This is a genomic window from Streptomyces sp. M41(2017), from assembly GCF_002078175.1.
Lineage (GTDB): Bacteria > Actinomycetota > Actinomycetes > Streptomycetales > Streptomycetaceae > Streptomyces.
This window is the reverse complement of record NZ_MWFK01000001.1, coordinates 3,488,590-3,515,578: the sequence shown is the minus strand read 5'-3', so window position 1 is coordinate 3,515,578 and position 26,989 is coordinate 3,488,590. Positions and strand designations below refer to the sequence as shown.

25 protein-coding genes are annotated in these 26,989 nt (G+C 68.6%); 16 read left to right on the top strand and 9 right to left on the bottom strand.

Annotated elements, in window-relative coordinates; translation table 11 throughout:
- Positions 1 to 4 precede the first annotated feature (4 nt).
- From B0675_RS41380 to B0675_RS15580, 3 genes are all read right to left on the bottom strand, one after another.
- Entirely contained in the window at positions 5 to 178 is a 174-nt protein-coding gene (locus B0675_RS41380) for a hypothetical protein (protein ID WP_179165308.1), read from the bottom strand.
- 82 nt (positions 179 to 260) lie between these two features.
- Positions 261 to 1,598 carry an FtsK/SpoIIIE domain-containing protein gene (locus B0675_RS15585; protein WP_081219422.1) on the bottom strand — a complete coding sequence of 446 codons (1,338 nt, stop codon included), beginning with the start codon at positions 1,596 to 1,598 and terminating at the stop codon, positions 261 to 263.
- Positions 1,599 to 1,600: 2 nt separating this feature from the next.
- On the bottom strand, positions 1,601 to 1,930 hold the full coding sequence (locus B0675_RS15580; RefSeq protein ID WP_081219421.1) for a hypothetical protein: 330 nt from the start codon (positions 1,928 to 1,930) through the stop codon (positions 1,601 to 1,603).
- A 162-nt stretch (positions 1,931 to 2,092) separates the two neighbouring features.
- On the opposite strand from B0675_RS15580, the gene B0675_RS15575 reads away from it, so the two are divergent.
- The 3 genes from B0675_RS15575 to B0675_RS15565 all read left to right on the top strand — a co-directional run bounded on the left by B0675_RS15575 (position 2,093) and on the right by B0675_RS15565 (position 4,898).
- The gene (locus B0675_RS15575) at positions 2,093 to 2,881 is read left to right on the top strand and encodes a GntR family transcriptional regulator (protein ID WP_081219420.1); all 789 of its coding nucleotides are present in this window, start codon (positions 2,093 to 2,095) and stop codon (positions 2,879 to 2,881) included.
- Positions 2,882 to 2,883: 2 nt separating this feature from the next.
- A complete protein-coding gene (locus tag B0675_RS15570; protein WP_081219419.1) occupies positions 2,884 to 3,540 on the top strand; it encodes a YdcF family protein in 657 nt (218 codons plus the stop codon).
- Positions 3,541 to 4,124: 584 nt separating this feature from the next.
- The gene (locus B0675_RS15565) at positions 4,125 to 4,898 is read left to right on the top strand and encodes a type II toxin-antitoxin system death-on-curing family toxin (protein ID WP_179165307.1); all 774 of its coding nucleotides are present in this window, start codon (positions 4,125 to 4,127) and stop codon (positions 4,896 to 4,898) included.
- A 568-nt stretch (positions 4,899 to 5,466) separates the two neighbouring features.
- On the opposite strand, the gene B0675_RS40555 is transcribed toward B0675_RS15565, so the two are convergent.
- From B0675_RS40555 to B0675_RS15550, 3 genes are all read right to left on the bottom strand, one after another.
- Positions 5,467 to 6,281 (bottom strand): IS5 family transposase gene (locus B0675_RS40555; RefSeq protein WP_107482636.1). Its coding sequence is split into 2 segments (ribosomal slippage): positions 5,467 to 5,900 and positions 5,900 to 6,281, totalling 816 coding nucleotides; the frame shifts between segments, so codons are not numbered across the junction.
- Between the two features lie 36 nt (positions 6,282 to 6,317).
- Positions 6,318 to 6,770, bottom strand: a complete 453-nt coding sequence (locus B0675_RS41000; protein ID WP_143661073.1) for a HEPN domain-containing protein — start codon at positions 6,768 to 6,770, stop codon at positions 6,318 to 6,320.
- Positions 6,771 to 6,811: 41 nt separating this feature from the next.
- Positions 6,812 to 8,038, bottom strand: a complete 1,227-nt coding sequence (locus B0675_RS15550) for a DUF262 domain-containing protein (protein ID WP_081219416.1) — start codon at positions 8,036 to 8,038, stop codon at positions 6,812 to 6,814.
- 1,292 nt (positions 8,039 to 9,330) lie between these two features.
- On the opposite strand from B0675_RS15550, the gene B0675_RS15540 reads away from it, so the two are divergent.
- From B0675_RS15540 to B0675_RS15530, 3 genes are all read left to right on the top strand, one after another.
- On the top strand, positions 9,331 to 10,620 hold the full coding sequence (locus B0675_RS15540; protein ID WP_081219414.1) for a glycosyltransferase family 4 protein: 1,290 nt from the start codon (positions 9,331 to 9,333) through the stop codon (positions 10,618 to 10,620).
- On the top strand, positions 10,617 to 11,483 hold the full coding sequence (locus tag B0675_RS15535; RefSeq protein WP_081219413.1) for a transferase: 867 nt from the start codon (positions 10,617 to 10,619) through the stop codon (positions 11,481 to 11,483). The genes B0675_RS15540 and B0675_RS15535 overlap by 4 nt, the downstream gene beginning before the upstream one ends.
- Positions 11,484 to 11,962: 479 nt before the next feature.
- The gene (locus B0675_RS15530; protein WP_081219412.1) at positions 11,963 to 13,726 is read left to right on the top strand and encodes a beta-ketoacyl-[acyl-carrier-protein] synthase family protein; all 1,764 of its coding nucleotides are present in this window, start codon (positions 11,963 to 11,965) and stop codon (positions 13,724 to 13,726) included.
- A gap of 253 nt (positions 13,727 to 13,979) precedes the next feature.
- Here B0675_RS15530 and B0675_RS15525 read toward each other — a convergent pair whose 3' ends face one another.
- Positions 13,980 to 15,170 carry a Ku protein gene (locus B0675_RS15525; RefSeq protein ID WP_081221815.1) on the bottom strand — a complete coding sequence of 397 codons (1,191 nt, stop codon included), beginning with the start codon at positions 15,168 to 15,170 and terminating at the stop codon, positions 13,980 to 13,982.
- 62 nt (positions 15,171 to 15,232) lie between these two features.
- On the opposite strand from B0675_RS15525, the gene ligD reads away from it, so the two are divergent.
- On the top strand, positions 15,233 to 16,114 hold the full coding sequence (ligD, locus tag B0675_RS15520) for a non-homologous end-joining DNA ligase (RefSeq protein ID WP_081219411.1): 882 nt from the start codon (positions 15,233 to 15,235) through the stop codon (positions 16,112 to 16,114).
- A gap of 120 nt (positions 16,115 to 16,234) precedes the next feature.
- On the opposite strand, the gene B0675_RS15515 is transcribed toward ligD, so the two are convergent.
- Complete coding sequence (locus B0675_RS15515; protein ID WP_081221814.1) at positions 16,235 to 17,038, bottom strand: nuclease-related domain-containing protein; 804 nt, start codon at positions 17,036 to 17,038, stop codon at positions 16,235 to 16,237.
- A 97-nt stretch (positions 17,039 to 17,135) separates the two neighbouring features.
- On the opposite strand from B0675_RS15515, the gene B0675_RS15510 reads away from it, so the two are divergent.
- The 7 genes from B0675_RS15510 to B0675_RS15480 all read left to right on the top strand — a co-directional run bounded on the left by B0675_RS15510 (position 17,136) and on the right by B0675_RS15480 (position 24,127).
- Positions 17,136 to 17,642, top strand: a complete 507-nt coding sequence (locus B0675_RS15510; RefSeq protein WP_081219410.1) for a dual specificity protein phosphatase family protein — start codon at positions 17,136 to 17,138, stop codon at positions 17,640 to 17,642.
- Between the two features lie 274 nt (positions 17,643 to 17,916).
- Complete coding sequence (locus tag B0675_RS15505) at positions 17,917 to 18,741, top strand: hypothetical protein (protein ID WP_081219409.1); 825 nt, start codon at positions 17,917 to 17,919, stop codon at positions 18,739 to 18,741.
- A complete protein-coding gene (locus B0675_RS15500; protein WP_081219408.1) occupies positions 18,738 to 20,021 on the top strand; it encodes a HAMP domain-containing sensor histidine kinase in 1,284 nt (427 codons plus the stop codon). Before B0675_RS15505 ends, B0675_RS15500 begins: the two co-directional genes overlap by 4 nt.
- Before the next feature lie 71 nt (positions 20,022 to 20,092).
- Positions 20,093 to 20,602 (top strand): SH3 domain-containing protein, encoded by a 510-nt coding sequence (locus tag B0675_RS15495; RefSeq protein ID WP_081219407.1) that lies wholly within the window; start codon positions 20,093 to 20,095, stop codon positions 20,600 to 20,602.
- Positions 20,603 to 20,690: 88 nt separating this feature from the next.
- Positions 20,691 to 22,067 carry an FtsW/RodA/SpoVE family cell cycle protein gene (locus tag B0675_RS15490; protein ID WP_081219406.1) on the top strand — a complete coding sequence of 459 codons (1,377 nt, stop codon included), beginning with the start codon at positions 20,691 to 20,693 and terminating at the stop codon, positions 22,065 to 22,067.
- Positions 22,064 to 23,539 (top strand): penicillin-binding transpeptidase domain-containing protein, encoded by a 1,476-nt coding sequence (locus B0675_RS15485; RefSeq protein ID WP_081219405.1) that lies wholly within the window; start codon positions 22,064 to 22,066, stop codon positions 23,537 to 23,539. Before B0675_RS15490 ends, B0675_RS15485 begins: the two co-directional genes overlap by 4 nt.
- A gap of 114 nt (positions 23,540 to 23,653) precedes the next feature.
- Positions 23,654 to 24,127, top strand: coding sequence for a DUF3291 domain-containing protein (locus B0675_RS15480; protein WP_107482635.1), 474 nt, complete (start codon positions 23,654 to 23,656; stop codon positions 24,125 to 24,127).
- Here B0675_RS15480 and B0675_RS15475 read toward each other — a convergent pair.
- Complete coding sequence (locus B0675_RS15475) at positions 24,124 to 25,035, bottom strand: ADP-ribosylglycohydrolase family protein (RefSeq protein WP_081221813.1); 912 nt, start codon at positions 25,033 to 25,035, stop codon at positions 24,124 to 24,126. The two genes, B0675_RS15480 and B0675_RS15475, sit on opposite strands and share 4 nt — an antisense overlap.
- A 196-nt stretch (positions 25,036 to 25,231) precedes the next feature.
- Between B0675_RS15475 and B0675_RS15470 the strand changes: the two genes are divergently transcribed.
- Positions 25,232 to 26,161 (top strand): diiron oxygenase, encoded by a 930-nt coding sequence (locus B0675_RS15470; protein ID WP_081219404.1) that lies wholly within the window; start codon positions 25,232 to 25,234, stop codon positions 26,159 to 26,161.
- A gap of 92 nt (positions 26,162 to 26,253) precedes the next feature.
- Positions 26,254 to 26,979 carry a TetR/AcrR family transcriptional regulator gene (locus tag B0675_RS15465; RefSeq protein WP_081219403.1) on the top strand — a complete coding sequence of 242 codons (726 nt, stop codon included), beginning with the start codon at positions 26,254 to 26,256 and terminating at the stop codon, positions 26,977 to 26,979.
- The last annotated feature ends 10 nt before the right edge of the window (positions 26,980 to 26,989 follow it).

The following is a 26,989-nucleotide window of genomic DNA, read 5'->3' as shown; positions in this document are numbered from 1 at the left end:
GTGTTCAGTCGGTGGCTTCGCCGGTGCCGAAGCAGGCGAGGCAGATACCGGCCTGTTCGCCGACCTGGCGGCGCTTGCGGCCGACGTGGACGGGGCGAGCGACCTCACCGGTGCCCTTGCACGGCCCGCACTTGGGCGGAGCAGGGGCGGGCCGTGGGGTGCGCTTCTTGGTGGCCATGGGGTGGGTCCTCCGGAATCCGGCATGGTTCGGGTAGGGACCTGGCGCGAGACGGTCACGCCAACCGGGATGGATCAGTGGGCTAGTCGGTCGCCGGGATCGGCTTGACCAGCGACGGGCTGTCGACCACCGGCGCGGGCACGTAGGGCCGGAACGGGTCGAGAGCGGGAAGGTCCGGGACCAGGTGGGCGAACTGCCGGCACGCGGCGGCAACTTCGGCACGCGTGGTCATCGGGGTTCGGATGCGGGACCAGCCACCGGAGGAGTCCGCGGCAATCGCTAGACCGGGCCTGTCCGGCGGGAATGCCGTGACGAGCGGGACAGCTTCCGGGGCGACGTCTCCGAGGCCCATTTCGGCGGTCTGCTTGTCGTTGACCCGGTGCACCACACGCCCGGTGAGCTGCGCGCGGAGCATGGTTGCGCCCTTGCCGAGTTCGGAGCCGAAGCGCTGCCCGCAGATCTCCAGGAAGATCCCCGCAGCACGGGCCATCTGCGCCAGCCGGATCAGGGCAGTGACGAGGCGTTCCCGGCGCTCCTCGTCCTTCTTGGAGGAGATCAGGAAGAGTTCCGCAATCTCGTCCACCAGGAGCACGATCGGCACCGGCCGGATCTTCTCCGGCAGCTCCCACACGTCGGAGACGCCGTGCAGGCTCAGGAGGTCGAAGCGGGATTCCATCTCGGCGACCAGGACATCGAGCAGGGAGGACGCGGTATCCGGGTCCGTGGCCAGGGCCGACAGCCGGGGCACGTAGGCGGAGTGCTCGACGCCGCGCTTGCAGTCGATCCCCGCGATAGCCACGGGCAGTTGAGCCAGCCCCTTGACCAAGCCGCGTTGGAACATCGACTTGCCCGACAGGTTGGCACCCACGGTCAAGCCCATCGGAACCTTGCGATAGTCGCGGACGAAGACGGTCCCGTCCTCCCGCAGCGCGACCGGCACCGTCAGCCCCTGAGGCCCTGCGTTGCGGGGCATGCGCACCCGACGAAGCACGTCATAGCCGGTCATGCGCAGTTCCACGAACCCGGGCTTCGTCTCCGCCACGGTCACCGAGTGCACGCCCCAGGCGTGACGGAGCCGCTCCGAGGAAGCGACGACGTCCATCGGCTCCAGGCCGGCAGGCAGTCGCAGCGTCACCCGCAGACCGGTCGAAGTGGCCCGGACGCGGCGAACCTTCGGCGGTACAGGCTGGACCTCACGGCGGGCGACGTTGCGGACCATGAATGCCCGCAGTCCCGACGGCTGCACCGTCAGCCCGCAGACATCCATGGTGGAGCGGTAGGACAGCGTGAAGCGGCCCCAGGTGGCCGGCAGTCCGACCAGCGACCAGTACACGCGCGGAGCGCGGACCTTCGCCAAGCCCAGACCACCGGCACCCGCTAACGCGCCCGACGCCTCCAGCCACAGGGACAGATCCGTCATGATCAGACCCCGGCCGTGACAGCGACCGCGCGGAAAGAGATCCCGTGCCGCTTCTGCCCGTTGAACTCGTTTTCCCAGTCCCGCGCCTTCAGTCCGATCACCTTCACGGGCGTACCCGGCGCCAGACCCTCCGGCAGACCGGTCTCCGGCACGGTCACCTGGTAGAGGTTGCCCTCCCCCTCATCCGAGATGAGCAGGCCCACCGTGGTCAGGCCGGCACCGGTCTCCCGATCCACCGCCCGCTCACCGGTCTGCTTGTTGACCAGCTTCGGCACCGGCGCGGTCGCCACGAACACCACCGCAGTCGAGACATCAATCTTGAAGGACGGCATGAAACTACTCCCCGAGTAGGTGCGTTGAGAGCAGCCCGAGGGCCACTTCCGCTCGCTGTCCTAGGACTGCGAGCGCCTTGAGAGAGACTGTGGCACGCAGTCCTAGGACTGTCAACAGTCCTGGGACTGTGTTTGACTTAGGGGGTCGAGAGGAGTCGCGTGATGGCGCCCAAGTGGCGGGAGCTAGCGGACAGGCTGGCTGAAGAGATCAGGAACGGTCAGTACGCGCCGGGACAGCAGCTTCCGCAGATCAGGGAACTGGTCGCGGCCGGCGAAGGCTCCAAGTCCACTGTCCACCAGGCATATAAGGCGCTGGAGGCGGAAGGGCTCGTCACTTCGTCCCGGGGGCACGGCACCGTCGTACGCCAACAGGTCCCGCTGAAGCGGCTCGGCGTCGCCCGGTACGACAAAGCGAAGTGGCGGGATGGCGACGAAGTCGCGTTCATCGCGGACCGCGTGGCGTCCGGCCGCGGCTACCGGCGGAACGAGCAGACCCAGACGGTCAGCCGAGTAGAAGCGTCACCACTCGTCTCGAACGCGCTCGGCCTACCGGAGGGCACAGAGGTCTACGCCCGCGCACGACTGGTCAAAGAAGGCGACCAACCCACGCATAGCCTCACCAGCTACTACCGGCCCGAGCATGTTGAAGGCACGCGACTGGTAGACCCGACTCCTGGGCCGGCGGGCCGCGGCGGTGGCTTCCGGGTGCTCTACGACGCCGGCTACGAGATCGATCACATGACGGAAGAGATCTTCGCTCGGGCCGCAACGCCGGACGAGGTGAAGCTCTTGCAGCTACCGCCCGGCGAACCGGTAGTCGAGCTGCACCGAACCACCTACACAGCTTCTGACACAGTGGTCGAGTTCGCCGTCGGTGTGCACGCAGCTTCGCGCTTCGCTTGGGAATACGCCTTCAAGGTCCCGGACTCGGCGAAGGATGGAAAGGGCTAGTCATGATCTCGACACAGGCATGGGCAGACGCGCGACGCCTGTGGGACTACCACCAGGTGGGCCACACCCCGCGGCCATGCTCAGTCGCGATCGGCCTGGGCAGCCACGACTTGGGCGTGGCCGACACGGCAGTGGACCTCTACAAGCAAGGGATGGCTCCATTGCTTGTCTTCACAGGAGCCACGAGCCCGACCACGCAAGAACGAATGCCCAGGGGCGAAGCGGTTCACTACCGCGAGCGGGCACTGGAACTCGGAGTGCCTAGCTCAGCCGTGCTCGTCGAGCCCAACGCACGCAACACAGGCGAAAACATCAAGTTCTCCCGAGCCGTGCTCGAAGAAGCCGGCGTGCAGGTGACGTCTGTGCTCTTGATCAGCAAGCCGTACGAGGAGAGGCGCGCGTATGCCACCGCGTGCAAGCTGTGGCCCGGAATCGAGTTCGTCAGCGCATCCACTCCGATGACGTTCGACGAGTACGTCGACTCTATCCAGGATGCCCATCTGGTTATCGACATGCTTGTTGGTGCGTTGCAGCGGCTCCTGGTCTACCCGGAGCAAGGCTTCATGATCAGCCAGCCTGTACCGGATGACGTGCGGGAAGCGTACGAGCGCCTGTGCCGTCAGGGCTTCACTAGTCGACTGCTCGCCACCAACCCGTAGCCTGTCGCGTCGCCGCGCATCAGCAGTGAGCTGTTACGAGTTTCTCTACTTCATCAAGCCCCGGCTGCGCTTCGCTCCGCCGGGCGCGCTCCCGGCTCCGCTCCGCGCGACGCTCCTGCCTTCGGCCCGCTCCGCGCGGGCTGCGCCGACGCGCGCCCTGGGTTGAGTTGGTCCGAGAGGCATAAGACGAGAACCAAGCCCGCGGCTTCAAGACGATGCCTCCGGCGGGGGCGCTCAGACTCCGGGATGTACGGAGCACCGTTCGCGAGTGCCGGCCGGAGCATGGCGAGCGTCGCGGGGCTCCCATCCCGTCCGCCTTCGACCCAGGCAGAGCCGAGCAGTCGCGGCCCAGGGCGTCAAGGTCGTTCGTACAGTAGCGCGCTCCACCTTGACGCCCTGAACCACGACCGCTCCACGGTGTGTGGGTCGAAGGCGGACGGGATGGGAGCCGGGGTGAGTGGAAGGGGGAACTGGAGACATGGTCGAGGCCAAAACAGCCAACCCCCCTTCCAGATCGCCCGCTTCGTGCCAAAATCATGCTTCCTCGAGACCGTAACGCGACTGTACGACCGGAGAAGGAATTTATGGCCAAGACCAACTACGCGGGGAACGGAATTTCTCTCACGCTAGAAGAAGTGCTGGCGATCCGGAAGAAGCTAACGGAGAGCGCATTAGGGTCTAAAGATTTCGGTGGAGAGCAGCCGCTCGACGAAAACAAGCTCTCTTCAGCCGTGGAGCGCCAGAATACCGGAATGACAGATGGTCGAGGCATCTACCGCGCCAAGTATGAAAGACCTCACGAGAAAGCGGCCACTCTATTTTATGGAATCGCCAAAAATCACGCTTTCGAGAATGGAAATAAGCGTACAGCCCTAGTGTGCGCCTTGGTATCTCTGGAGCGCAACGGATTCGATCTCTGCAATACCACCGAGGAAGACTTGTATCAGATGGCAACGTCGGTGGTCGCCGGCACCTTTCCCATCGGCAAGGCAGAGGTCAGAGACTCGGAGTCGGAGGTGCGATCTCTGAGCACTTGGATAAGAAAGAGGGTCCAAAGAAAATCTTTCGGGGATCATGTAATGAGCTTCAAGAATCTCCGTAGGCTACTCATCGCCCATGGCTGCACCTTCGATACACATGAAAACAATTTCATCAGAATTCGCCGGGGATCACTGACGGTAAAAACGGGATACCCGAGGGAGAACTTCGATGTAGCCGTTTCGGAAATTAAAAAGATTCGCCGAAGACTGAAGCTAGATAAACTCGGCAGCAGTAGAGAATTCTATGACATCGAAAACGCGGTAGACAATTTCGTGAGCGAGTATCGTGATCTATTGGAACGGCTCGCTGATGCATAGACGCACGCCCACTTCGAGCCCCTGTCGTTTCCTATGTTCAGCAAGCCGGGAGCTGATGGTCGGTTAGGAGACCGAGTCCTGATACGTCTGGCCGAGGCCACCCCTGTCTGGCGCGGTCGTACAGCAACCGCAACGACCCGTACCGGGTGCTGGCACCCGTACGAGACCGGTGCGTAGCTGAATGGATCGTCAACGACCGATCCACACAGAGCTCCAGATCAAGTGTTGTCCCTGACCCGTAGCTCTTCCTTCCGTCGGCGGGCGTAGCCCTCCAGATCCTCCTTGATGGTCATGACGTCCTCGACGCGGAGGGGAGCAGACGTAACGGCGGGCCAGGGCTGCAGGTTGAGTGTTCCGCCCGGCGTGGGGATTGCCGTGGATCGTGTCGGATGGACAGAGTGACCGCTTGGAGCCGTTACGACCGCAGCGCGAGCGGCGCTCCCGGTATCCCAGCTGCAAGCCATGGCAGGGATACCGGGAGGTGCTCTGCGGGATCCGGGATGTCGGCATGACGTGCTGGCGCAGGTTGCGGGACTGCATCGGGGCCGACGTCTGCTTAGACCGTGTCCTACATGGTCAGTTTGAGCAACCGTTTGTAGCAGCAGAGAGCGGCTGCCAGTCCGAGAAATGCCAGGTAGTTGCCCGGATTCCGCTCGTAGCGGTGGTTGAGTCTGCGGTAGCCGGTCAGCCAGGACGTGGTGCGTTCGATCTCCCACCTGCGTCGGCCGAGCCGCTCGCTGGACTCGACGCCTTTGCGGGCGATCCGGACGCCAATGTGCTTGCCCCATAACCATCGCCGCAGGTGAGGCACGCCGTACGCTTTGTCGGCGTGGAGCCGTTGGGGCTTGGACTCGGTCGCGTGGGATTCGTGTCCCATGTGGAAATGGGACAGCCTCGGCTTCAGAGCGAGACTGTCGTGGGTGTTGGCCGCGGAGACTCCGACGCGTAGAGGCAGTCCGTTCGCATCCGACAGGACGTGCATCTTGGAACCGGGCTTACCCGGTCCACGGGGCTCGGACCTGCAAGTTCCCCCCTTTTTTTAGCGCGGGCATAAGCGGAGTCAAGGACGGCGCGAGACGGGTCGACCAGGTCCTGTTCGTCCAAAAGCTGGAGGACCCTCTGATGGAGTCGGCCCCAGACGCCGGCACGGGACCAGATGGCGAAGCGGCGGTGCACGGTCGACTTCGACGCTCCGAAACAGGGTGGCAACGCCCGCCATGCACAGCCGCTGACCAATACGTAGATGACCGCGGCAAACACCGCCTCATCATCGATGTTCGCCACCCCGCCGCCCTGCGGACGAACTCGGGCCGACGGCAACAGCGGCTCCGCCAGCTCCCATAATCCGTCCGGAACAATCCATCCCCACCGTCCACTCCCCATACCCAGCACAACGCCAACTGACCATGTAGGACGGTCTTAGTTATCGATCATTCTTTGATGCACCCACTCATGTATGTCATCAACCAATTCCTTATATGAGGCCACGTTGGCCAGAGCGCCACCGTAACTCTTGCCATGCGCGGTATCATTTCTGATCTTAATCAACGTCCCAAGTGAACTACGATTATTCTCCTTGCTCAGGAAGTCTCTCAGATCGTTGCGCCAACCCTCACCAAATCTTTCAATGAGGTTCTCAAGTGCAGTAGGGCCGAGGTTTGGCGCGTTTCTGAACCATGACAGAGCAAACTCTCGAGCAGCCCCGCCAGAAGCGTCCGAGACGTACCCGCAGATCGCTTGGTACATCAATTGTTCAAGGTAACCAGACAGGCGGATACACATGTAGAGATGCAAGTCCTGTTGCAGGTCAAGTGGCACCTCCAAAAGAGATCTTCTGTACCGGTCGTACGTAGCGTCCAGCGCAGATTTCATGCGATGGATCTCGACACGAACAGCAGCTCTGGTCGTTATCATTAGCGTCCCATGAATGCAGAAACTGCCGCGCTCAGCCGCCCCGTCACGCTCAGCTTGTGCGAGGTGCTCTTTTGCGTCTTCTCCACATAATCGTCATTCGCCTCTAGCTCTGCCATGGCGGAGCGAACGGCGGCAGTATTCATACCCGGATTCTCACTGACCGCAAGAGAGAGACCGACTAGAACCGAATCGGCTCGCGCGGCGTTGATCGTTCGGTTGCGTTTCAACGCGCTCGCCCCCTCAGCCTCCACAAGGATTCGACATGCAGCAGCGAAATCCCGCTCCTCAGCCCCGGCCCTTTCTTCGCTCATGTCCTCGTTGTCACTGAGGTACTGACTCATGAAGGTGGCCATTGGGGCCCTGTACTGGACAGGTTCACCCTTGAGATCAACTCCTCCAGCGGCCACTCGCTTGAGCGCGAGATAGCGGAGAATCAGCTCCTGATCCTTAAGGTCCCTGTGTACATTACCGAACAGCTGACGCCAATTCGGATCCTTGTTCAAGCGACGCACAAGTTGAGTGGCACCTCCCGGGAAGATGGCGACCCGGATCTGCTGTTCGTTTAGCTTAGTACCGCCACTGTTGATCCTCTCAAAAAGTGTATATACGGCAAGCTTCCCACTTTCGCCAATGGGAAGGGCAACCGTGGCCTGAATCAAAGCATTGTTCAGGAGGCGGCGGTCTGCGGGCTGCAGGGTGGCATAGGTTTGGCCCTGGAATGGTGGAGCAGCGTAATCGAGAGCGAAGGGTCGTTCACCGTTCTTAACCCCGTACGAACCATTGAAGAAGTCCCGCAGTGTGGTGAGTCGCTGCTGCCCGTCTAGTACGATATATCTCCGATTCTGCAGCTCAACGAGAAAAATACCCGGAACTGGATACCCCAAGAGAATGGATTCGACAAACCGATCCATCTGCCGCTTTTTCCAGACGAAGTTCCTCTGAAATCCGGCATAACCAGTCCCCGAATTTTCGGGCTCCTCAGGATCGAATCGCGGGACGATAATTTCCTTTTGCTTGAACCTGCGCACCAGACCTTCAACGTCGAAGTCCACTCCGAAGTAGCGGAGCGACTCCTGCGCCGAGGGGGGGCCAACCTCAACCTCGATGTCAAGGTCAACGTCGGCGCCATCCTCGTCCTCATCCTGCTCAGGATCGAGAATTACCGTTTGCTCGGCTTCTTCGTCAGAGTTCGATGCCAAATTCGCATTCTCGTCCGCGTGACCCACCCTGTACTACCTTTCGTCGACTGCCGACTTAGCATCTTATGAGGTTCCTCGGGCCTTGTGTCGATCTTTCATGGACGCGACTATCATCATTGCCCAGATGATCCGCATATGCCATAGATCGTCACGCGAAGCAGCGTATGACTCATCGCGGACGAACCGCGTGTTGCCTGGAGAGGAGCAGCTGAACCACGAGGCGGGTACGCGCGGTGGAGGTACCGTCTGGCTATAGAGCTAGTCTCAGCTTGCTTGTACAGCCGGTTGCAGAATGAGGCCACCTTCCCGTGCGGCCAGCAGTAAGGCGTCATGGACTATGTGTGGACCAAGGGGCACCATGCGGCCCCGCAGAAGAGCGTGACCTGCGGATAGGACTCAGACTCAAAGGCCCTCCGGAGCCGTGTGCGCAGGTTCGAATCCTGCCGGGGGCACCCTTCATAAGGTGCCCAAAGACCCCGTCACCAGCGGAAACGCTGCGGCCGGGGTCTTCGCGTATCTACCGCCCTGCTCAGCCGTATGCCTCCCTGAGCGGGCCCTGCGCCATAGTCGTCCTTCACGTCACCAGGTCGCGTGCTGAGAGGACTGGTATGGCCACCCTTGAGCAAGTTCAGGGAGCACTCGCCCGAAAGGTCTCAGGACCGCAGAGCGAGGGGGGAGGGACCTCCCTCGATGTCCTTGAGGTGGCGGTGTCGTCCGTTTTCCCTGACCTGGTGTTGAAAGTACGGGTAGGCGTCTCCGGGCAGAATTGGGAAGTGTCGCTTGACTACCAGGGGTATGAAGCGAGTCTCGTGAGTGGAGACCTCACCGAGGAGAGCTTGAGTTACCTCGGACTCCTCGTGCGCACCCATCTGTTCGAGTGGTGGCACACGAAGGGGACCGAGAGGTTTTCTGCGCGCATGGGGAGACCGCTTAGCTGAGGAGCCTTCCGCAACGCCTTGCCCTTCTTGGCCTGTCGGCCGGGCGGGCCGGGCCGTGGAACTGGGTTCCCGCTTGAGGGCGCCTGCCAGCAGGTGGCGGCCGGCACCTCGCCGTGGCCGACGGGGCGTGCGGTTGAGAGGTTGCGCCGAGTCCGGCCGTCATGGCCCCGCCGTGCCGGCGTCACCCGGTGGGGACCGCGGGACTTCGCGAGGGAGTGAGACGTGCGGGGACCGGATGCGGAGGCTGGCCCTCCCCCGGTCCCCGCACCCCTGACCCCTCACCCCCTCCCCCCAACCGGAACATCACGGCCCGAGGTGTGGCATGGGTAAGGATTGGTATCGAACGGCAACCCTTTGGGGGTTGCGTCCGTCTAGTACGGCATGAAGATCTCGTTCTTGATCCATAACGCCTATGGGATAGGGGGCACGATCAGTACCACCTTCAATCTGGCCGCTGCGTTGGCGGAGCGGCACAGTGTGGAGGTTGTCTCGGTCTTGCGGACGCGGGAGCGTCCGAGCCTCGTGTTGGATCACCGGGTCTCGTTGCGTGGGCTGGTCGATCTGCGGGAGGAGAAGGAGCATCCGCTGCATCTGCGGCCCGCACGGGTGTTCCCGGAATCGGAGCGGCGGTACGGGCAGTACAGCGAGCTGACCGATCAGCGCATCGCGGCGTTCCTGGACAAGGTCGACGCCGATGTCGTCGTGGGGACGCGGCCCGGGCTCAACGTGCATCTCGCCCTCCAGGGTCCCGAGCGGGTCGTTCGGGTCGGGCAGGAGCACCTCACGCTCGACAGTCATTCGCCCGAGCTGCGCACGGTCCTGCGGAGTGCCTATCGGCGGCTCGACGCGCTCACCACCGTCACCTCCGCCGACGCCGCCTCCTACGCGCGCAAGATGCGGTTGCCCGGGGTGCGGGTCGAGGCTCTGCCCAACAGCGTCCCCGACCCCGAACTGCCGCCCTCCGACGGGACGTCGAAGGTGGTCGTGGCCGCCGGCCGGCTGGTCCGGGTGAAGCGGTACGACCTGCTCGTTCAGGCGTTCGCCCATGTGGTCGCTGAACGTCCCGACTGGCAACTGCGTATCTACGGCAAGGGTCAGGAACACGCCCGGCTGCGGGAGATCATCACCGAACTCGGGCTCGTCAACAACGTGTTCCTCATGGGGGCGGTGCCCCACATGGAAGGGGAATGGGTGAAGGCGTCGATCGGTGCGGCCTCCTCCAGTTTCGAGGCCTTCGGCATGACGATCGTCGAGGCGATGCGCAACGGCCTGCCCGTCGTGAGCACCGACTGCCCGCACGGTCCCGGCGAGATCATCCGCGACGGCGTCGACGGCCGGCTGGTTCCGGTCGGGGACCCGAAGGCCATCGGCGCTGCCCTGCTGGAGCTCGTGAACGACGACGAGAGACGCCGCCGTATGGGCCTGGCCGCCCGGGAGAACTCCCGTCGCTTCGCGCCCGAGCCCGTGGTCGAGCAGGCCGAGCGGTTCTTCACCGAGGTGCTGGCCGCGAAGCGGGAGGGACAGCCTGCTGAGCCGCGCCGTGACGGGCTCTACCAGAGCCTCGTGGCCCGGCGCTTCGCCTTCCGCGACGCCCGTGACGCCCGGAAGAACAAGGGCAGAAGCAGCAGTATGAGCAGTGATGACGACTTGAGCCGGAAGGTGGAGCTATGACCACGTCGATCGAGCCGGAGCCCCGTGTCGGGTGCGCGGTGGACGCCGACGGACGGATCACCTTCGGTGTGCGGCTGCCTTCGGCCGGCCGTCCCCGACTGCTCCTGCAGCCGCGGCCCAAGAAGGGACAGCCGGAGAAGGCGCCGCACGTGCTCGACCTGGAGCCTTCCGAGGACGGGCGTCTTGTGGGCGTCCTGGACGACAACACGGCACTCGCCGAGGGGCGTTGGGACGTCTATCTCCTCGACGAGCCGGACGGGGAGCGGCAGCGGCTGCGCCCGGGACCGAGGGACCTGCGGGTACTCGTCGACGGTGGTGCCCGGGACCGGTCCTCACCCGTCGAGGTGCGGGTGCCGTACGTGACCAAGTCCGGTTATCTCTCGGTCCGTACGTGGGTGCGGGCCGCGCACGCCGAGGCCGACCGGATCGTGGTCACCGACGACGGGACGATCGACGTCACGGGCCGGCTGCACGGAGCTGCGTTCGGCGCCGGTGCCGTCGTACGGATGCGGGTGCGCGGGACCGACACGGTCCGGAAGGTCGAGCCGCGCGTCGAGGACGACGGGCTCGGTTTCTCCTTCACCGTCGGCTGCGACGAGTTGGCCGGTCCCGTGTCCGGTGACGGCGTCTGGGACGTGCACGTACGGCCGGCCGCCTCCGCGCCGGCGGTCCGGGTCGGTCGCCTTCTCGACGACGTCGCCGACCGCAAGGAGGTCTTCGTCTACCCGTCCGCCGAGGTCGACGGGTGCGAGGTCAGGCCGTACTACACCATGGACAACGACCTGTCGGTGGAGGTGGCCCGGATCGCACGGGCCGCGGGGACGGCAGGGACGGCAGGGATCGCGCGGACCCAGGCCGCCTGACGCCCGCGCCCGACGGCGACACCCATGTCCGTGCTTCACGTCTCGGATTGATGTCCGTGATGGACGTCTGCGCTTGATGTCCGTGCTGATACTCGTGACCGGGATCACTTATTTCGACAGCCGGCGCTCCCTATTCTTCGGCGGAGCGCTGCGCTACCGATTTCCGCGCCTTTTACGTGAGTCTCACGTCACGTTTTGCATATGCGTTCGGCATATGCGTGAGTGCTCGACCGATGCCGAGTTCGACACATCGCGCGCCCGCCTGAACACGCGCCCACCTGGGAGTCGACACTGTTGGTTCAGAATTCAATTGTGCCCGATCACCCGTCGGTGCCAATTCTCGGGCGCCGATAATTGAGCGCACGCTTTCGTGACCTTTCGCACAAATACAGGGGGTACGTCTAGGCAAATTCGGACTTTTCGCCGAGTGTTGTGGCGGGATTTTTCTCCCACCCCCCACAGCGAAGGCAGGCGAACCAATGCGCAATTCTTCCGACGTTCCCGTGCAGCCTCACGCCGTCTCTGTCGCGGAGCTCGTTCCGGGTGACCTTCTCGCCCTGTCCGAGAGCGATGTGGCGCGGGACGAGTGGTACGTGGTGATGCACACGCTTCCCGAGACGCCGCACACGATCCGGGTGACCCTCCGGCCCCCGCTCGGGGGAAGAGACCACGACCACGTCTTCGACCGTGGCCACCAAGTGACCGTGGCCTGTCGGCGGATGGACGTCGCGGGCATCCCCGAGATCGCCTCGGCCGACCTCGACGGCGTGGAGTTCCGCGACGGTGACCGGGTCACCTCGCTGCGCGTCGTCGACCCCGCCGCCGTCGAGGTGTCGTACACCCGGCGCTGGGGCCGCTGGCACCGGGATCTGGAGGACCGGGGCGCGGAGCCCGTCTCCGACGCGGGGCTGCGCGAGGAGGTCGGGCGGGCCGTCGAGAGCGGTCACGTCGTACGACACGTCCCGCGTCCGCGTCGTACCGTCGCCGGCGGAGTGGTGCCCCGGCGGGTCGTCGTCACCGGGGTCGGCGCGGTGACCCCGCTCGGCGTCGGCGTCGGGGAGCTGTGGCAGGGACTGGTCGACGGGCGGTGCGGGATAACGGAGTTGGCGGACGAGGAGTTCGACGGCCTGCCGGTACGGATCGCCGGCCGCGTGCCCGTCGACCCCACCGAGCTGCTGCCGAGGCCCCAGGCGCGCCGGATGAACCGGGCCGCGCAGTTCGCGGTGCTCGCCGCGCGCGAGGCGTGGCGCGACGGCGGCTTCGACGAGGCGGGGACCGTCGAGAGCGGTCTCGATCCCGAGCGGGTCGGCGTCAGCGTCGGCGCCATCATCGGGGACGCCTCCGTGCTCGTCGGAGGTGACCGCAAGCTGCGGGACAAGGGACCGCGCGCGGTGTCGCCGCTCACCACCCCGATGACCGTGCCGTCGCAGCCCGCGTCGCAGGTGTCGCTGGCGCTGCGGATCACCGGCGAGGCCCGCACGGTGACGAGCGCGTGCGCCTCCGGCACCGAGGCCATCGGACAGGCCATCGACCGCATCCGCTACGGACGGGTCGACGTGGCGCTCGCCGGGGGTGCGGAGGCCGTGATCACACCGGCGATCATGGCCTCGTTCGCCTCGATGCGCGCGCTGTCCACCCACGACCTGGGGTCGGTCAGTCCGTCCCGGCCGTTCGCCAAGGACCGCGACGGCTTCGTGAACGGCGAGGGCGCGGGTTTCCTGCTCCTGGAGTCGGAGGAGCACGCGCGGGCCCGGGGCGCGCGGATCTACTGCGAGGCCGCCGGCTGGGGACTGTCGGCCGACGCCCACCACATGGCCGCGCCGGACCCGTCCGGCGGTGGGGTCGCCCTCGCGCTGCGGCGCGCGGTGCGGGACGCGGGCGGCCACGCCGTCGACGTCGTGCACGTCAACGCGCACGCCACCGCCACCACCGAGGGCGATCTCGCCGAGGCCACCGCGGTGCGGGCCGTGCTGGGCGGGGACGTTCCGGTGACGGCGCTCAAGGGGCACCTCGGGCATCTACAGGGCGCGGCGGGCGGGGTCGAGGCGGTCGCCACCGTCCTCACGCTCCACCACGGGCTCATCCCGCCGACCATCGGGTGCGAGGAGCAGGACGAGGCCATCGGGCTGGACGTGGTGACCGAGTCCCCGCGGTCGCTACCCGCACGGGGCGACCTGGCGCTCAGCAACTCGTTCGGGTTCGGCGGCCACAACGCGGTGCTGGCGCTGCGCCGCACGGCCTGAGCGGAGCGACGTGGGCTCCGTGCGCGGGTGGCACCGTTCGCACACGGACGGCGCTTGTAGGCGAGAACGGCGGCCCGGCGGGCGGTTCGCTCACCGGTGGCAGCGGACGTGCACATCCCACCCTGCACATCCCGGCATGCGCATCCCGGCATGCACAAGCCAGCGAATCCATCGCGGTCAGCACGCCGGCCCGGGCCCCTCCCCGACCGGACACCTCCGGACGGTCCCGGAGCCCGGGCCTCCGCGCGGAGCCCTACGCCGACGCCTTCTTCCTCGCCGCGGTCGTCTTCTTCGCCGACGTCTTCTTCGCGGCGGCGGTCTTCTTGGCCGCCGTCCTGGAGCCCGTCGAGCTCCCGGAGGACTTGGCCGAGCTGCCCGTGGAGGTCTTGGCCGCCGTCTTGGTGGTCGACTTGGTGGTCGACTTCCGAGCCGGGGTCTTCTTCGCCGCGGTCTTCGTCGCGGTCTTCGTCGCGGTCTTCGTCGCGGTCTTCGTCGCGGTCTTCGCCATGGTCTTCGCTGCGGTTTTCTTTGCGGTCGTCTTCTTCGACGTGGACGTCGACTTCTTGCCGCCGACCTCCTTGGGTGCCGTACGGGCCGACCTGCGGCTTCCCGACCTGCCGGCCGGCAGCGGGTGCACCTCGGCGTCGCCGTCGCCCTCGCCGTCCGCGCCCCGGGACTGCTTGGCGGCGCTCACGCTCTTCTCCAGGGCGGCCATCAGGTCGAGCACCTTGCCGCCGTCCTTCTCCGCGGGGGCCGCCGGAGCCTCGTGGCCCTCGGCCTTGGCGGTGATGAGTTCCTCGACGGCCTCGCGGTAGTCGTCGTGCAGGGTGTCGAGCTCGACCTCGCCGAGCGTGTCCATCAGGGCGTCGGCCAGGTCGAGTTCCTTGTCGCGGACGGTGACGCCGTCGTCCGGGGCCACGTCGTCGGTCGCGCGGATCTCGTCCGGCCAGAGCAGGCCGTGCATGGCGATCACATCGTCGACGACGCGCAGCATGCCGAGCCGCTCACGGCCGCGCAGCGCGAACTTGGCCACGGCCACCTTGTTGCTGCGCTTGAGGGCCTCGCGGAGCAGGACGTACGGCTTGGTCGCCGGGACGCCGTTCGCCGAGAGGTAGTAGGCCGTGTCCATCTGGAGCGGGTCGATCCGGTCGGCCGGCACGAAGGCCACGATCTCGATCGTCCGGGCGGTCGGCAGGGGCAGGGCGGCGAGGTCCTCGTCCGTGATCGGGATCAGGGTGCCGTCGGCCTCCTCGTAGGCCTTGCCGATCTCCGAGGTCTCGACCTCGGTGTCCTCCAGCTCGCACACCTTGCGGTAGCGGATGCGGCCGCCGTCGTCGAGGTGGATCTGGCGGAAGGAGATCGAGTGGCTCTCCGTGGCGTTCATGAGCTTGATGGGGATGCTGACCAGGCCGAAGGAGATCGCGCCGTTCCATATGGATCGCACGTGCCGCACCCTTCCGATCACCGTGAGCCGTTTTTGTACCGTTTTCGTGGGATTCTCATCGTATGACGCCGATCACGGAGGTGGAGGGGCGAAGGCTCGCGCTGAGCAACCTGGAGAAGGTGCTGTATCCGGCCACCGGGTTCACCAAGGGCGAGGTGCTGCACTACTACGCCACGGTGGCGGACGTGCTTCTCCCCCACCTGCGCGACCGGCCCGTCTCCTTTCTGCGCTATCCCGACGGGCCCGACGGGCAGGTGTTCTTCACCAAGAACGTGCCACCCGGTACGCCCGGCTGGGTCAGGACCGCCGAGGTGCCCCGCACCGAGGGGCCGGCCCGGATGGTCCTCCTCCAGGACCTGGCGTCGCTGATGTGGGCGGCGAACCTCGTGACGGAGTTCCACACGCCGCAGTGGACGATCGGTACGCCCGGGGTGGCCGACCGGATCGTGTTCGACCTCGACCCGGGGGCGCCGGCGTCGGTCGTGGACTGCTGCGAGGTCGCGCTGTGGCTGCGTGAGCGGCTCGCCGCGGACGGGTTCGAGGCGTACGCGAAGTCGTCCGGCTCGAAGGGGCTGCACCTGCTGGCCACCGTCGCGCCGACGCCGTCCGACGAGGTCAGCGACTACGCGAAGGATCTGGCCGTGGAGGCGGAGAAGGCACTGCCCCGGCTGGTCGTGCACCGGATGACGAAGAGCCTGCGGCCCGGCAAGGTGTTCGTCGACTGGAGTCAGAACGCGGGCCGGAAGACGACGGCGACGCCCTACACGCTGCGGGCGCGGGACGAGCCGACGGTGTCGGCACCCGTGACCTGGGAGGAGGTCGAGGGGTGCCGGAAGCCGGCGGCCCTGGTGTTCCGGGCGCAGGACGTCACCGAGCGCGTGGCCGGGTTCGGCGACCTGATGGCACCGCTGCTCGACCCGGAGCACAGGCACCCGCTGCCCTGAGCGGCAGCGGCGGGAGCAGCGGCAGCGGCAGCGGCAGCAACGGGAACGGGAGCGACGGCGGCATCAGGGACGGCGGCGACAGTGGCCTCGGCCTCGGGGGCCCGGCGCGCCCCCGCCCGCTCACACCCGCAGCCAGGTGTGACGGTCCCGGGCCATCGCGTGCAGCGCCTCCACGTCGGCGGGCTTGAGGACCCCGCCGAGCCGGGCGAGACCGGGCAGGTCGGTGTCGCGCAGGACGCGGATCCGCCGCGGTGCGGCCAGGACGTCGAGCCGGCCCGCCTCGACCACCGCGAGGACGGCGTGGACCTGGGCGGTCAGGGCGTGCGCGGCACGGTCGGCGTCCGCGCGCACCCGGCGGAGCAGCGGCTGGGGTTCGCCGCGGCCGACGGTGACCATCGGGTCGGCGACCAGGACGCGTCGTCCGCGGGCGTGCAGGGCACGCACGCAGAAAAGTCCGGCGGGCCCCACGACCAAGTGGTGGACACGGTCGCCGCCGGGCAGCGGGAGCGAGTGCAGGGTGTGCCAGCCGCCGCCTTCCAGGGCGTCCAGGGCCGCGCCGACGGCCTGTTCGGCCGCGAGTGCCCGGCGGCGCGGGTCGGGGCGCAGGCGGTGCGGGGGGCCGGGGTCGCGGTCGAGGTCGACGACCAGTGCCTCGCCGGGCCGGTTCGGCGCGAGGTCGTCGTCCGGGTGGAGGGTCAGCCGGGCCAGCTCGGCCGGGGTCGGGACAGGGGGCGGGCCGATCGTCACGGGGCCGGTGAGGAAGGGGCCCAGTGCGTGCAGGACGTCGTCGCGCCGGTCCTCGCTCAGCAGGTTGACCCGGGCCGCCTCACGGTCGTACCAGGCGACGTTCCTTCCGTCGGTCCCGCACACGTACAGGCGGTCCTGTCCGTGGCGCCGGGCCGGTACGACGCGCAGTCGGTTCATGCCCATCACCCCCGTCCATGGGAACAGGCGGGGTGCTCCAGGGGCAAGAACCCGGTTACCTTTGAGGGGAGTTGGGGGAGTTGGGTGGGAGGCGCCGTTGCGGGGTCGCAGAAAGCATCCGGATGTTCCGGCTCCGGACAGCCCGTGGAGCGAGATCGTGCCGGGCCTGTGGATGGGCGGGCACCAGTTCGCGGGACGGGCCGGAGCGGCCGAGGCCGTGGTCGTACGGGACGAGTTCGACCTGGTCCTGACGCTGTTGCGGCTGCCGGGGCACGGGCCCGACCCGGGCGTCGAGCACCATGTGTGGGCGATTCCCGACGGGCCGCTGGACGGGACGCAGCTGACGGGAGTCATGCGGCTCGCGCGGGCGGCGGACGACGCGTTGGAGGACGGGCGGCGGGTGCTGGTCCGCTGCTATCACGGGTACAACCGGTCGGGGCTGGTCGTCGCGCACGCGCTCGTCCTCGCCGGGCACTCCGCCGACGACGCGATCCGGTTGATCAGGGCCCGGCGCTCGCCGTGGGCGTTGCACAACCAGCTGTTCGTGGAGTACCTGCGGGCCGGGCTCACCACGGCGCGGCTTCTCGAGGAGCTCGCGGAGTAGCGGCGCTCACGGGATCGGCGGTGCGCGCGGGGCGGCGGGCCGAGCGGGCATCCGCCTGTCGACGGCGCGGGGTGCCTCGGGGTCCGGGTGAACAAAAAGGACTTCCGTATGAATAAGGTGTACGGGGCGACCGGCCGTCCGGGGTCGTGCCCAGACGTCCGGGGCGGGTCCGTCGAGGACGGCCGCCGCCCCGACGGCAGCATTCTCTTCGTCGGCCAGGTGGGGCAGCGGCGCGCCCGCACCCCCGGACGGTCGGCCCGGACGCAGGAGCGCAGTGATCCACAGCCGCCGCGCGCGTACGGCCTCCGGGCCGGCGCGTGCCGTTCTCGGAACCGCGGTCACCGTCGTGCTGGCGGTCGCCCTGACGGCCTGCGGGGACTCCGGGGACCTGCGCGGCGCGGGTGCGACGCCGACCGCCGTGGGTCCGAGCAGGCTGTGGCCGCAGCTCGCGCCCGCCTCGACCCCCGCGATCGACTACGGGGAGGCGGACACCGAGACCGTCAAGGGCGTCACCGCGCCCGGTGACGACATCCACAAGGTCGATCCGGTCGCCGTGGTGCGCGCCGAGGTGGCCGCCCATCCGGACGACTACACCGGGCCGCACGCGCCGTACGCGGAGACCGTCAAGCAGCTCGACGACTGCGGTGAGCGCGGGGCGCAGGGGAAGAAGTGTCCGATCCTCCAGGCGTACTACCGCGACCTGACCGGGGACGGCAAGGACGACCTGGTGCTCGGCATCCGCTTCCCGAAGGACCAGCTGGCGGTGCGCGTCTACACGTTCCTGCACCACAGGCTGGTGGAGGTCATGGGCACCTCGGACAGCGTGGTCAGCGTGGAGCTGGCCGGCCGGGACGTGATCATCCGGTCGCCGTCGACACTGCCCGGCTACGAGTTCCGTACGGTCTGGTCCTGGGATGCGCACCAGAACGCGATGCTGGCGACGCGCGACGAGATCCTGCGGGTCGGTCCGCCGACGCCGCGGGGTTCGCACGCCCCGCCGCCACCTCTGATCCCCTCCCCCACGCATTCCCCCGGGCCCTCCCCGTCGGCCTCGCCGTCCGCGAGTCCGGCCGTGAGTCCGTCCGCGAGCGGTTCATGAGCCCCCGGCTGCGGCTGCCGGACTGGACGGCCACGCTGACGTGGAAGGCGGCCGCGTTCATCGCGGTGATGTGCTGCGGGCTCGCCGCCCTGCTCGGTGTCCTCGTGCACGTGTCCGTGACCGACCAGACCGTGGGCGAGGCACGGAACCGTGCGCTCGACCGGCTCACGGACGTCACGGCGGCGCACGAGGCGGGCGACCGGCTGCCGCCGGGCGCCGCCGTGGACCCGCCCGCGCTGCCGGCGCGGCTGCGTGAGCTGGCGGTGGCGGGCCGGCGCGGTTCGATGGTCGGCGAGCACGACACGCATCCGACGATGTGGGCCGCCGGGCCCGCCGACGGCGGCCGGGCGCTGGCCGTGCAGTACGACTACGCCCAGGGCGCGCACACCATCGACGCCCTGGACCGGGCGATCGTGTGGTCGTCGGCGCTGGCGATCGGGGCGACCTTGCTGGTCGGCGCGTTCGCGGTGACACGGGTGACGCGGCGGCTGCACGCGACGGCGCGGGTGGCACGGCGGATCAGCGCGGGTGACCTGGACGCGCGGGTCGACGACCGGCGGGCGCAGAATCCGCGGCGGGCGCAGGACGAGGTGGCGGCGGTGGCGGGCGCGCTCGACACGATGGCGTCGTCGTTGCAGCGCAAGTTGCTGAGTGAGCAGCGGTTCACCGCGGACGTGGCGCACGAGTTGCGGACGCCGTTGACCGGGCTGCACGCGGCGGCCGAGCTGCTGCCGCCGGGGCGGCCGACGGAGCTGGTGCTCGACCGGGTGGCGACGCTGCGCACCCTGACCGAGGACCTTCTAGAGATCTCGCGGCTCGACGCCCGCAGGGAGCGTCTGGAGCTGGACTCGGAGCCGCTTGTCCCGCTGGCCGAGCGGGTGGTGCGGGCGTCGGGGACGGACACCGAGGTGCGCGTGGTGCGGGCGACACGGGTGGAGACGGACCGGCGGCGGCTGGAGCGGGTGCTGGGGAATCTGGTGGCGAACGCGCACAAGCACGGCGCGGGGCCGGTGGTGCTGACGGTCGACGGGCCGGTCGTGACGGTCCGGGATCACGGCGAGGGCTATCCGGGCTACCTCGTGGAGCACGGGCCGCAGCGTTTCCGTACCGAGGGCGGCGCGAGGGGTCACGGGCTCGGGCTGACCATCGCGCTCGGCCAGGCGGAGGTCCTGGGGGCGCGTCTGGAGTTCGCGAACGCGCCGGACGGGGGTGCGGTGGCGACGCTGACGCTCCCTCAGGACGGGCGGGAAGAGCCCGGCGTCCCCGATGGCGGAGTGTGACCTGCGGTCCTCGGCTCCCCCTCCTAATGTGGCGATTAGTCAGCTTCGCCCCCTTTCTGGAGGAGCACCCCATGTCCCTGCGGTCCACGCACACCCGAATCGCCGTAGCTCTCGCCGCCGGCAGCATGGTCGCGCTCACGGCGGCCGGCCCCGCCCTCGCCGACGGAGAGGGCGGCTTCGCGAACAACAGCAACAGCAGCAGTGGCACCGGCAGCCACGAGTGGAACAACAACAGTGCGGGTGCCGGTGCAGGCAACGGCGACGGCCGCGAGTCGAACAACGGCGGCGGTGGCGGCGGCCGCGAGACCGCCAACGGGCGCGGTGACGGCCGTCAGGACAACCCGCGCCAGTACAAGGGCCGGATCACCGCGCGCGGCGGCCTCGCCCTGCGCAGCGCGCCCAACCGCGGCAGCCAGCTGATCCGGGTCGCGCGGCAGGGCGAGATCGTCTCGATCTACTGCAAGACCCCGGGCCAGAAGGTCGACGGCAACCCGCTCTGGTACCTCCTCACCGACGGCACCTGGGCCTGGGGCGCCGCCCGCTACATCGACAACATCGGTGCGGCACCGCGCTGGTGCTGACGGTCCGGCACCCGCACAGGTGAACCGGTACGGCCGGTTTGTCAGTTCATAACGGGACATCAGGTCGGCCACTTGCTACGTTCCGGACATGACCCAGCCCGGAATGTCCGGAACGGCCGTGGCGGTGGAACCGGCCCCTCCCGCTGTACGCCTGCCCAGGCGCCGTGGCGTCGAGTTCACCCTCATCGTCCTCGCCGTCCTGCTCAGCGTCTACGGATACTGCGCTGTCGGTCTCGCCAAGAACGGCACCGTCCCGCCCGGCGCCGCCGGTTACGGCGCCGGGCTCGGTGTGCTCGCGCTCCTCGCCCATGTGGCCGTGCGGCTGCGGGCCCCGTACGCCGATCCGCTGCTGCTGCCCATCGGCGTCCTCCTCAACGGCCTGGGTCTGGTGCTGATCTACCGGCTGGACCTGGAGACCCCGGACGACCAGGCGGCGCCGATCCAGCTCGTCTGGTCGACGCTCGGTGTCACGTTCTTCATCGTGGCCGTGCTCTTCCTGCGCGATCACCGAGTCCTGCAGCGCTACACCTACGTCTCGGTGGTCAGCGCGCTCGCCCTGCTCGTCCTGCCGATCTTCTTCCCGGCGGTGAACGGCGCCCGCATCTGGATCAGGATCGCCGGGTTCTCCATCCAGCCGGGCGAGTTCGCGAAGGTGCTGCTCGCGGTGTTCTTCGCCGGCTACCTCGCCGCAAACCGCAACGCGCTCGCGTACAGCGGCCGGCAGATCTGGCGGTTCCGGCGGCTCCAGCTGCCCACCGGCCGTGTGCTCGGCCCGATCGTGGCGATCTGGCTGCTGAGCGTCGTGGTCCTGATCCTGGAGCGGGACCTCGGGACCTCGCTGCTGTTCTTCGGCCTGTTCGTGATCATGCTGTACGTCGCCACCGGCCGGACCGGCTGGATCGCGGTCGGGCTCGTGCTGGCCTCCGTGGGCGCGGTGGCGGTCGGCCGGCTGGAGCCGCACGTGCACAGCCGGGTGGAGGACTGGCTGGACCCCTTCGCCTCGATCACCGCGGGCGACGGCCCCAACCAGCTGGCCCAGTCCCTCTTCGCGTTCGCCTCCGGCGGGCTGCTCGGCACCGGCCTCGGGCTCGGGCACTCGATCCTCATCGGCTTCGCCGCCAAGTCCGACTTCATCCTCGCGACCGCGGGCGAGGAGACGGGGCTGGTCGGCCTGTCCGCGATCTTCCTGCTCTACGCGCTCCTCGTGGAACGCGGCTACCGCGCCGGACTCTCGGTGCGCGATCCCTTCGGACGGCTCCTCGCCATCGGGCTCGCCTCGATCGTGGCCCTCCAGGTCTTCGTGATCGCGGGCGGGGTGACCGGCCTGATCCCGCTGACCGGCATGGCGATGCCCTTCCTGGCCCAGGGCGGCTCCTCGGTCGTCACCAACTGGATCATCGTGGCGCTGCTGATCCGGATCAGCGACAGCGCCCGCGGTCAGTACGACGGGACGGAGACACCATGACGAAGTACATCCGGCGGGCCGTCGGGCTGTGCGCCGTGCTGCTGGTGGCGCTGCTGGTCAACGCCGCCCGCGTCCAGGTCGTCCAGGCCCCGTCGTACGACGGGAACCCGGCCAACCGCCGTCAGGCGATCGCCCGTTACGGCCAGCCGCGCGGGGACATCGTCGTCGACGGCAGGACGGTCACCGGATCCAAGGACACCGGTGAGCAGCTCCGCTACGAACGCACCTACCGGGACGGCCCGTTGTTCGCGCCGGTCACCGGGTTCGCCTCCCAGGTCTACGGGACGACGCTGCTGGAGGGCACGGAGGACGGCGTGCTGTCCGGCGCCGACCCGATGCTCGACCCGTTCCCGCTGTGGAACGACTTCACGCGGGCCCGGAACCCGGGCGGCAAGGTGGTCACCACCCTCAACGGGGCGGCGCAGCGGGCGGCGTTCGACGGGCTCGGTGCGCGCCGGGGCGCGGTCGCGGCGATCGAGCCGTCCACCGGCCGGATCCTGGCGCTGGTCTCGACCCCGTCGTACGACCCCGGGGTGCTGTCCGGGACGGGGCCGGCGGTCTCGAAGGCGTGGGCGCGGCTGAACGCGGAGGACGCCAAGCCGATGCTCAACCGGGCGATCCGGCAGACGTACCCGCCGGGGTCGACGTTCAAGGTGGTGACCGCGGCGGCGGCGCTGGACGCGGGGGTGGTGGACGACGTGGACGCGCCGAGCGACTCGCCGAACCCGTACCGGCTGCCCGGGACGACGACACGGCTGACGAACGAGATCGAGGGCTGCGAGGACGCGTCATTGCGGTACGCGTTCACCTGGTCGTGCAACACGGTGTTCGCCAAGTTGGGGGTGGATGTCGGGCTCGACACGATGACGCACACGGCGGCGGATTTCGGCTTCAACGACCGCAAGCTGCGCATCCCTTTCGCGGTGGCGCCGAGCAATTTCGATCTGCGGCTGGACAAGGCGCAGTTGGCGTTGTCGTCGATCGGCCAGTTCGACACCCGGGCGACCCCGCTCCAGATGGCGATGATCTCGGCGGCCGTCGCGGGGGACGGCACGGTCCGCAGGCCGTACCTGGTGGAGAGGACGACCCGGCGTGGCGGCGGCACCCTGGGCACGACGGGCCCGCGGACCCTCCATCAGGCGATGAGCGCGTCGACGGCGCAGCAGATGCGCGAGTTGATGACCGACGTGGTGGAGGAGGGCACGGGGAAGGTGGCGGCCCTGCCCGGTGCCACCGTCGGCGGCAAGACCGGCACGGCGCAGCACGGCGTCGGCAACGCGGGAACCCCGTACGCGTGGTTCATCTCCTGGGCCCGGCCCGACGACTCGATGGAGCCGGCGGTGGCGGTGGCGGTCGTCGTCGAGGACGCGGCGGCGAATCGCGGGGACATCAGTGGCGGTGGGTTCGCGGGTCCGATCGCCCGGTCGGTGATGGAGGCGGTGCTGGACACGCGGGACCGCGGGGACCGGTGAACAGAGGCCGGCGGGGACCGGTGCACCGGGGCGCGGCTCCGACCGGACGCCTCTGCTCTCTCGTCCTGTGAGACGTGGGTGTGACGGCCCTTCGGGGCGGCCTACCGTTCGCTCATGACCTTGCCGACAGGTGCGCACCAACTCGCCGAAGTGAACATAGCCCGCCTCAAAGCCCCGCTGGAATCACCGCAGTTGAAGGACTTCGTCGACGGTCTCGACCCGGTGAACGCCGTCGCGGACGCGGCCGACGGTTTCGTGTGGCGGCTGCAGAGCGACTCCGGGAACGCGACCGACGTTCCCGTGCTCGGGGACGACCGGCTGATCGTCAACCTGTCCGTCTGGCGCGACCCGGACGCCCTGACGGCGTTCATGTACCGGGGGCGGCACCGCGAACTGCTGTCCCGTCGGCACGACTGGTTCGAGCGGGTCGCGGAGGCGATGACCGCGCTGTGGTGGGTTCCGGCAGGGCACCGACCGACGGTCCCGGAGGCCGAGTCGCGCCTGCTGCACCTGCGGGAACACGGTCCCACGCCGCACGCGTTCACGCTGCGGACCTCCTTCCCGCCGGTGGCCCCGACCGGGGTCTAGAGGCCCCCGGGCACGAGTTCCCTCCGGCGCAGCCAGTCGTCGGAGACGTCGTCGACACCGGTGCGGGCACCCACGACGCCGCCGGTGATGGCGCAGGTGGTGTCGACGTCGCCGAAGCCCTCGGCGGTGCTCCACAGGGCCTCGGTCAGGTCGGTGGCGTGCCGGGCGGCGCACCAGAGGGCGAAGGGCACGGTGTCGTCGGCGCGGATCCGCTGACCGTTGCCGAGGATGTCGGAGGCCTTCCAGGGCGGGGTGCCGAACGGGAGCGCCGCCGCCTTCTCGACACCGTCGCGTACGGCACTCGGCGGGGTCGCGGCGGCGACGGCGCCCAGGTCGAGGCGGCCGGTCGCGGACAGTGCCGCCGCGGTGGCGACCGCGACCGCGCCGGCTACGCCCTCCGGGTGGGCGTGTGTCACCTGGGCGGACAGCGCGGCCTGTTCGGCGACGGCCGGCAGGCTGGTGTGGAACCAGGCTCCCAGCGGGGCGACCCGCATGGCCGCGCCGTTGCCGAGGCTGCCCTCGCCGCCGAACAGGGCGCGCGCCAGTTCCGGCCAGCGGTGCGGCTCCTGGAGCAGCCGGGGCAGCAGCTCGTGCATGCCGTAGCCGTAGCCGCGGGCGGGGTCCGCGTCGTAGCCGAGGGCGAAGGCGTGGGCCAGTTCCGTCTGGCGGATCTCGCCGTGTTCGTCGAGGACGCGCAGGACGCCGAGCGCCATGGCGGTGTCGTCGGTCCAGTGCCAGGTGTGTTCCTCGGGCGTGCGCCGGGCGCGGATCTCCTCGTACGCCTGGAGGCGGTCCCGGAAGAGCGGGAACCAGCGCTCGCCGAAGGCGTCGCCGAGCGCCAGGCCGTCGAGACTGCGGCGGGCTGCTCGGCGGTCGGCGCTGCGGTCGGCGGGGATCGGCGGGGTCATGGGGTGATGATGCCGGGCCCGGCGGCCGGTTGCGCAGTGGTTTTCGCGCGTCGGGAGTGTCGCGTCGCGGACGGTCGTCCACCGGTTGCGTGAACTCGTCCCGCCCAGGGGATTGACGAGCTTGCTGACAAGCAGTCTCATAAGTTGTGACCGCCGGTAACCCCCGCAGATCCCGTACGACGAGGTGGAAACAGTCATGACGACGGTGACCGAAGCCGAGGTGCTCCGTGACGCGCTCGGTCTGCTCAAGGACCGGGAGCAGGTGGCCGAGCGCCTCCTCGACTCATCCGCCAAGCACTCCTTCGACCCCGACAAGGAGCTCGACTGGGACGCGCCCCTCGAGGAGGGCAAGTGGTTCTGGCCGCCCGAGCTGGTGTCGCTGTACGACACCCCGATGTGGCACCGGATGAGCGAGGAGCAGCGGATCGCGCTGTCCCAGCACGAAGCGGCCGCGCTGGCCTCGCTGGGCATCTGGTTCGAACTCATCCTGATGCAGCTGCTGGTGCGGCACATCTACGACAAGGCGGCGACGAGCGCGCACGTGCGCTACGCGCTGACCGAGATCGAGGACGAGTGCCGGCACTCGAAGATGTTCGCCCGGCTGATCACCCGCGGCGGCACCCCGCACTACCCGGTGAGCCGGGCGCACCTCAACCTCGGGCGGCTCTTCAAGACCATCTCGACGACGCCGGGTTCGTTCACGGCGACGCTGCTCGGCGAGGAGATCCTCGACTGGATGCAGCGGCTGACGTTCCCGGACGAGCGGGTGCAGACCCTGGTCCGCGGCGTCACGCGCATCCACGTCGTGGAGGAGGCGCGGCACGTCCGGTACGCCCGTGAGGAGCTGCGGCGGCAGATGGTCACGGCGCCGCGCTGGTCCCAGGAGTTCACCCGCGTCACCTCGGGCGAGTTCGCCCGCGTCTTCTCGGTGGCCTTCATCAACCCCGAGGTGTACACCAACGTCGGCCTCGACCAGCGCGAGGCGATGGCCCAGGTCAAGGCGAGCGGACACCGGCGCGAGGTGATGCAGACCGGCGCCAAGCGCCTGACGGACTTCCTGGACGACATCGGGGTGCTGCGCGGAGCGGGACGGCGGCTGTGGAAGTCGTCGGGCCTGCTGGCCTGAGCGCCGTGACCGGCGGGACCGGCCCCGGGCCGGTCCCGCCGGTCACCCTCCGTTGTGTGGGAGTTGTGTACGGGCCGGTTACGCTGCCCGACATGACCTCGCAGGCCTCCACCCCCGCCTACCGCCGTCTCAGCGTCGAGGAACGGCGCAGCCAGCTCCTCGAAGCCGCGCTCTCGCTGTTCGCCCAGCGGGTGCCCGAGGAGGTCTCGCTGGACGACGTGGCGGAGGCGGCCGGGGTGTCCCGGCCGCTGGTGTACCGGTACTTCCCGGGCGGCAAGCAGCAGTTGTACGAGGCCGCCCTGCGCTCCGCGGCGGACGAGCTGGAGCAGTGCTTCGCGGAACCTCCCGAGGGGCCGCTCACCGAGCGCCTCTCGCACGCCCTGGACCGCTACCTCGCCTTCGTGGACCAGCACGACGCCGGGTTCAGCGCCCTGCTCCAGGGCGGCAGCGTCATCGAGACCTCACGGACGACGGCCATCGTCGACGGGGTCCGGCGGGCCGCGGCGGACCACATCCTCGACCACCTCGCGGTGCAGGACCCCGGGCCCCGGCTGCGGATGACCGTACGGATGTGGATCACGGCGGTGGAGGCCGCCTCGCTGGTCTGGCTCGACGAGGGCAAGGAACCGCCGCTGGACGAGTTGCGGGACTGGCTCGTCGAGCAGTTCGTGGCCGTGCTCACGGCGAGCGCCGGGCGCGACGCACAGACCGCCGCGGTGGTCCGGGCCTCGCTCGCGATGGAGCGTCCGGACGGCATCGCGGGGACGCTGGTGCGCCGGGTGCTGCCCGTTGTCGGGGACGCGGCCCACCTGCTGTGACACTGGTCCG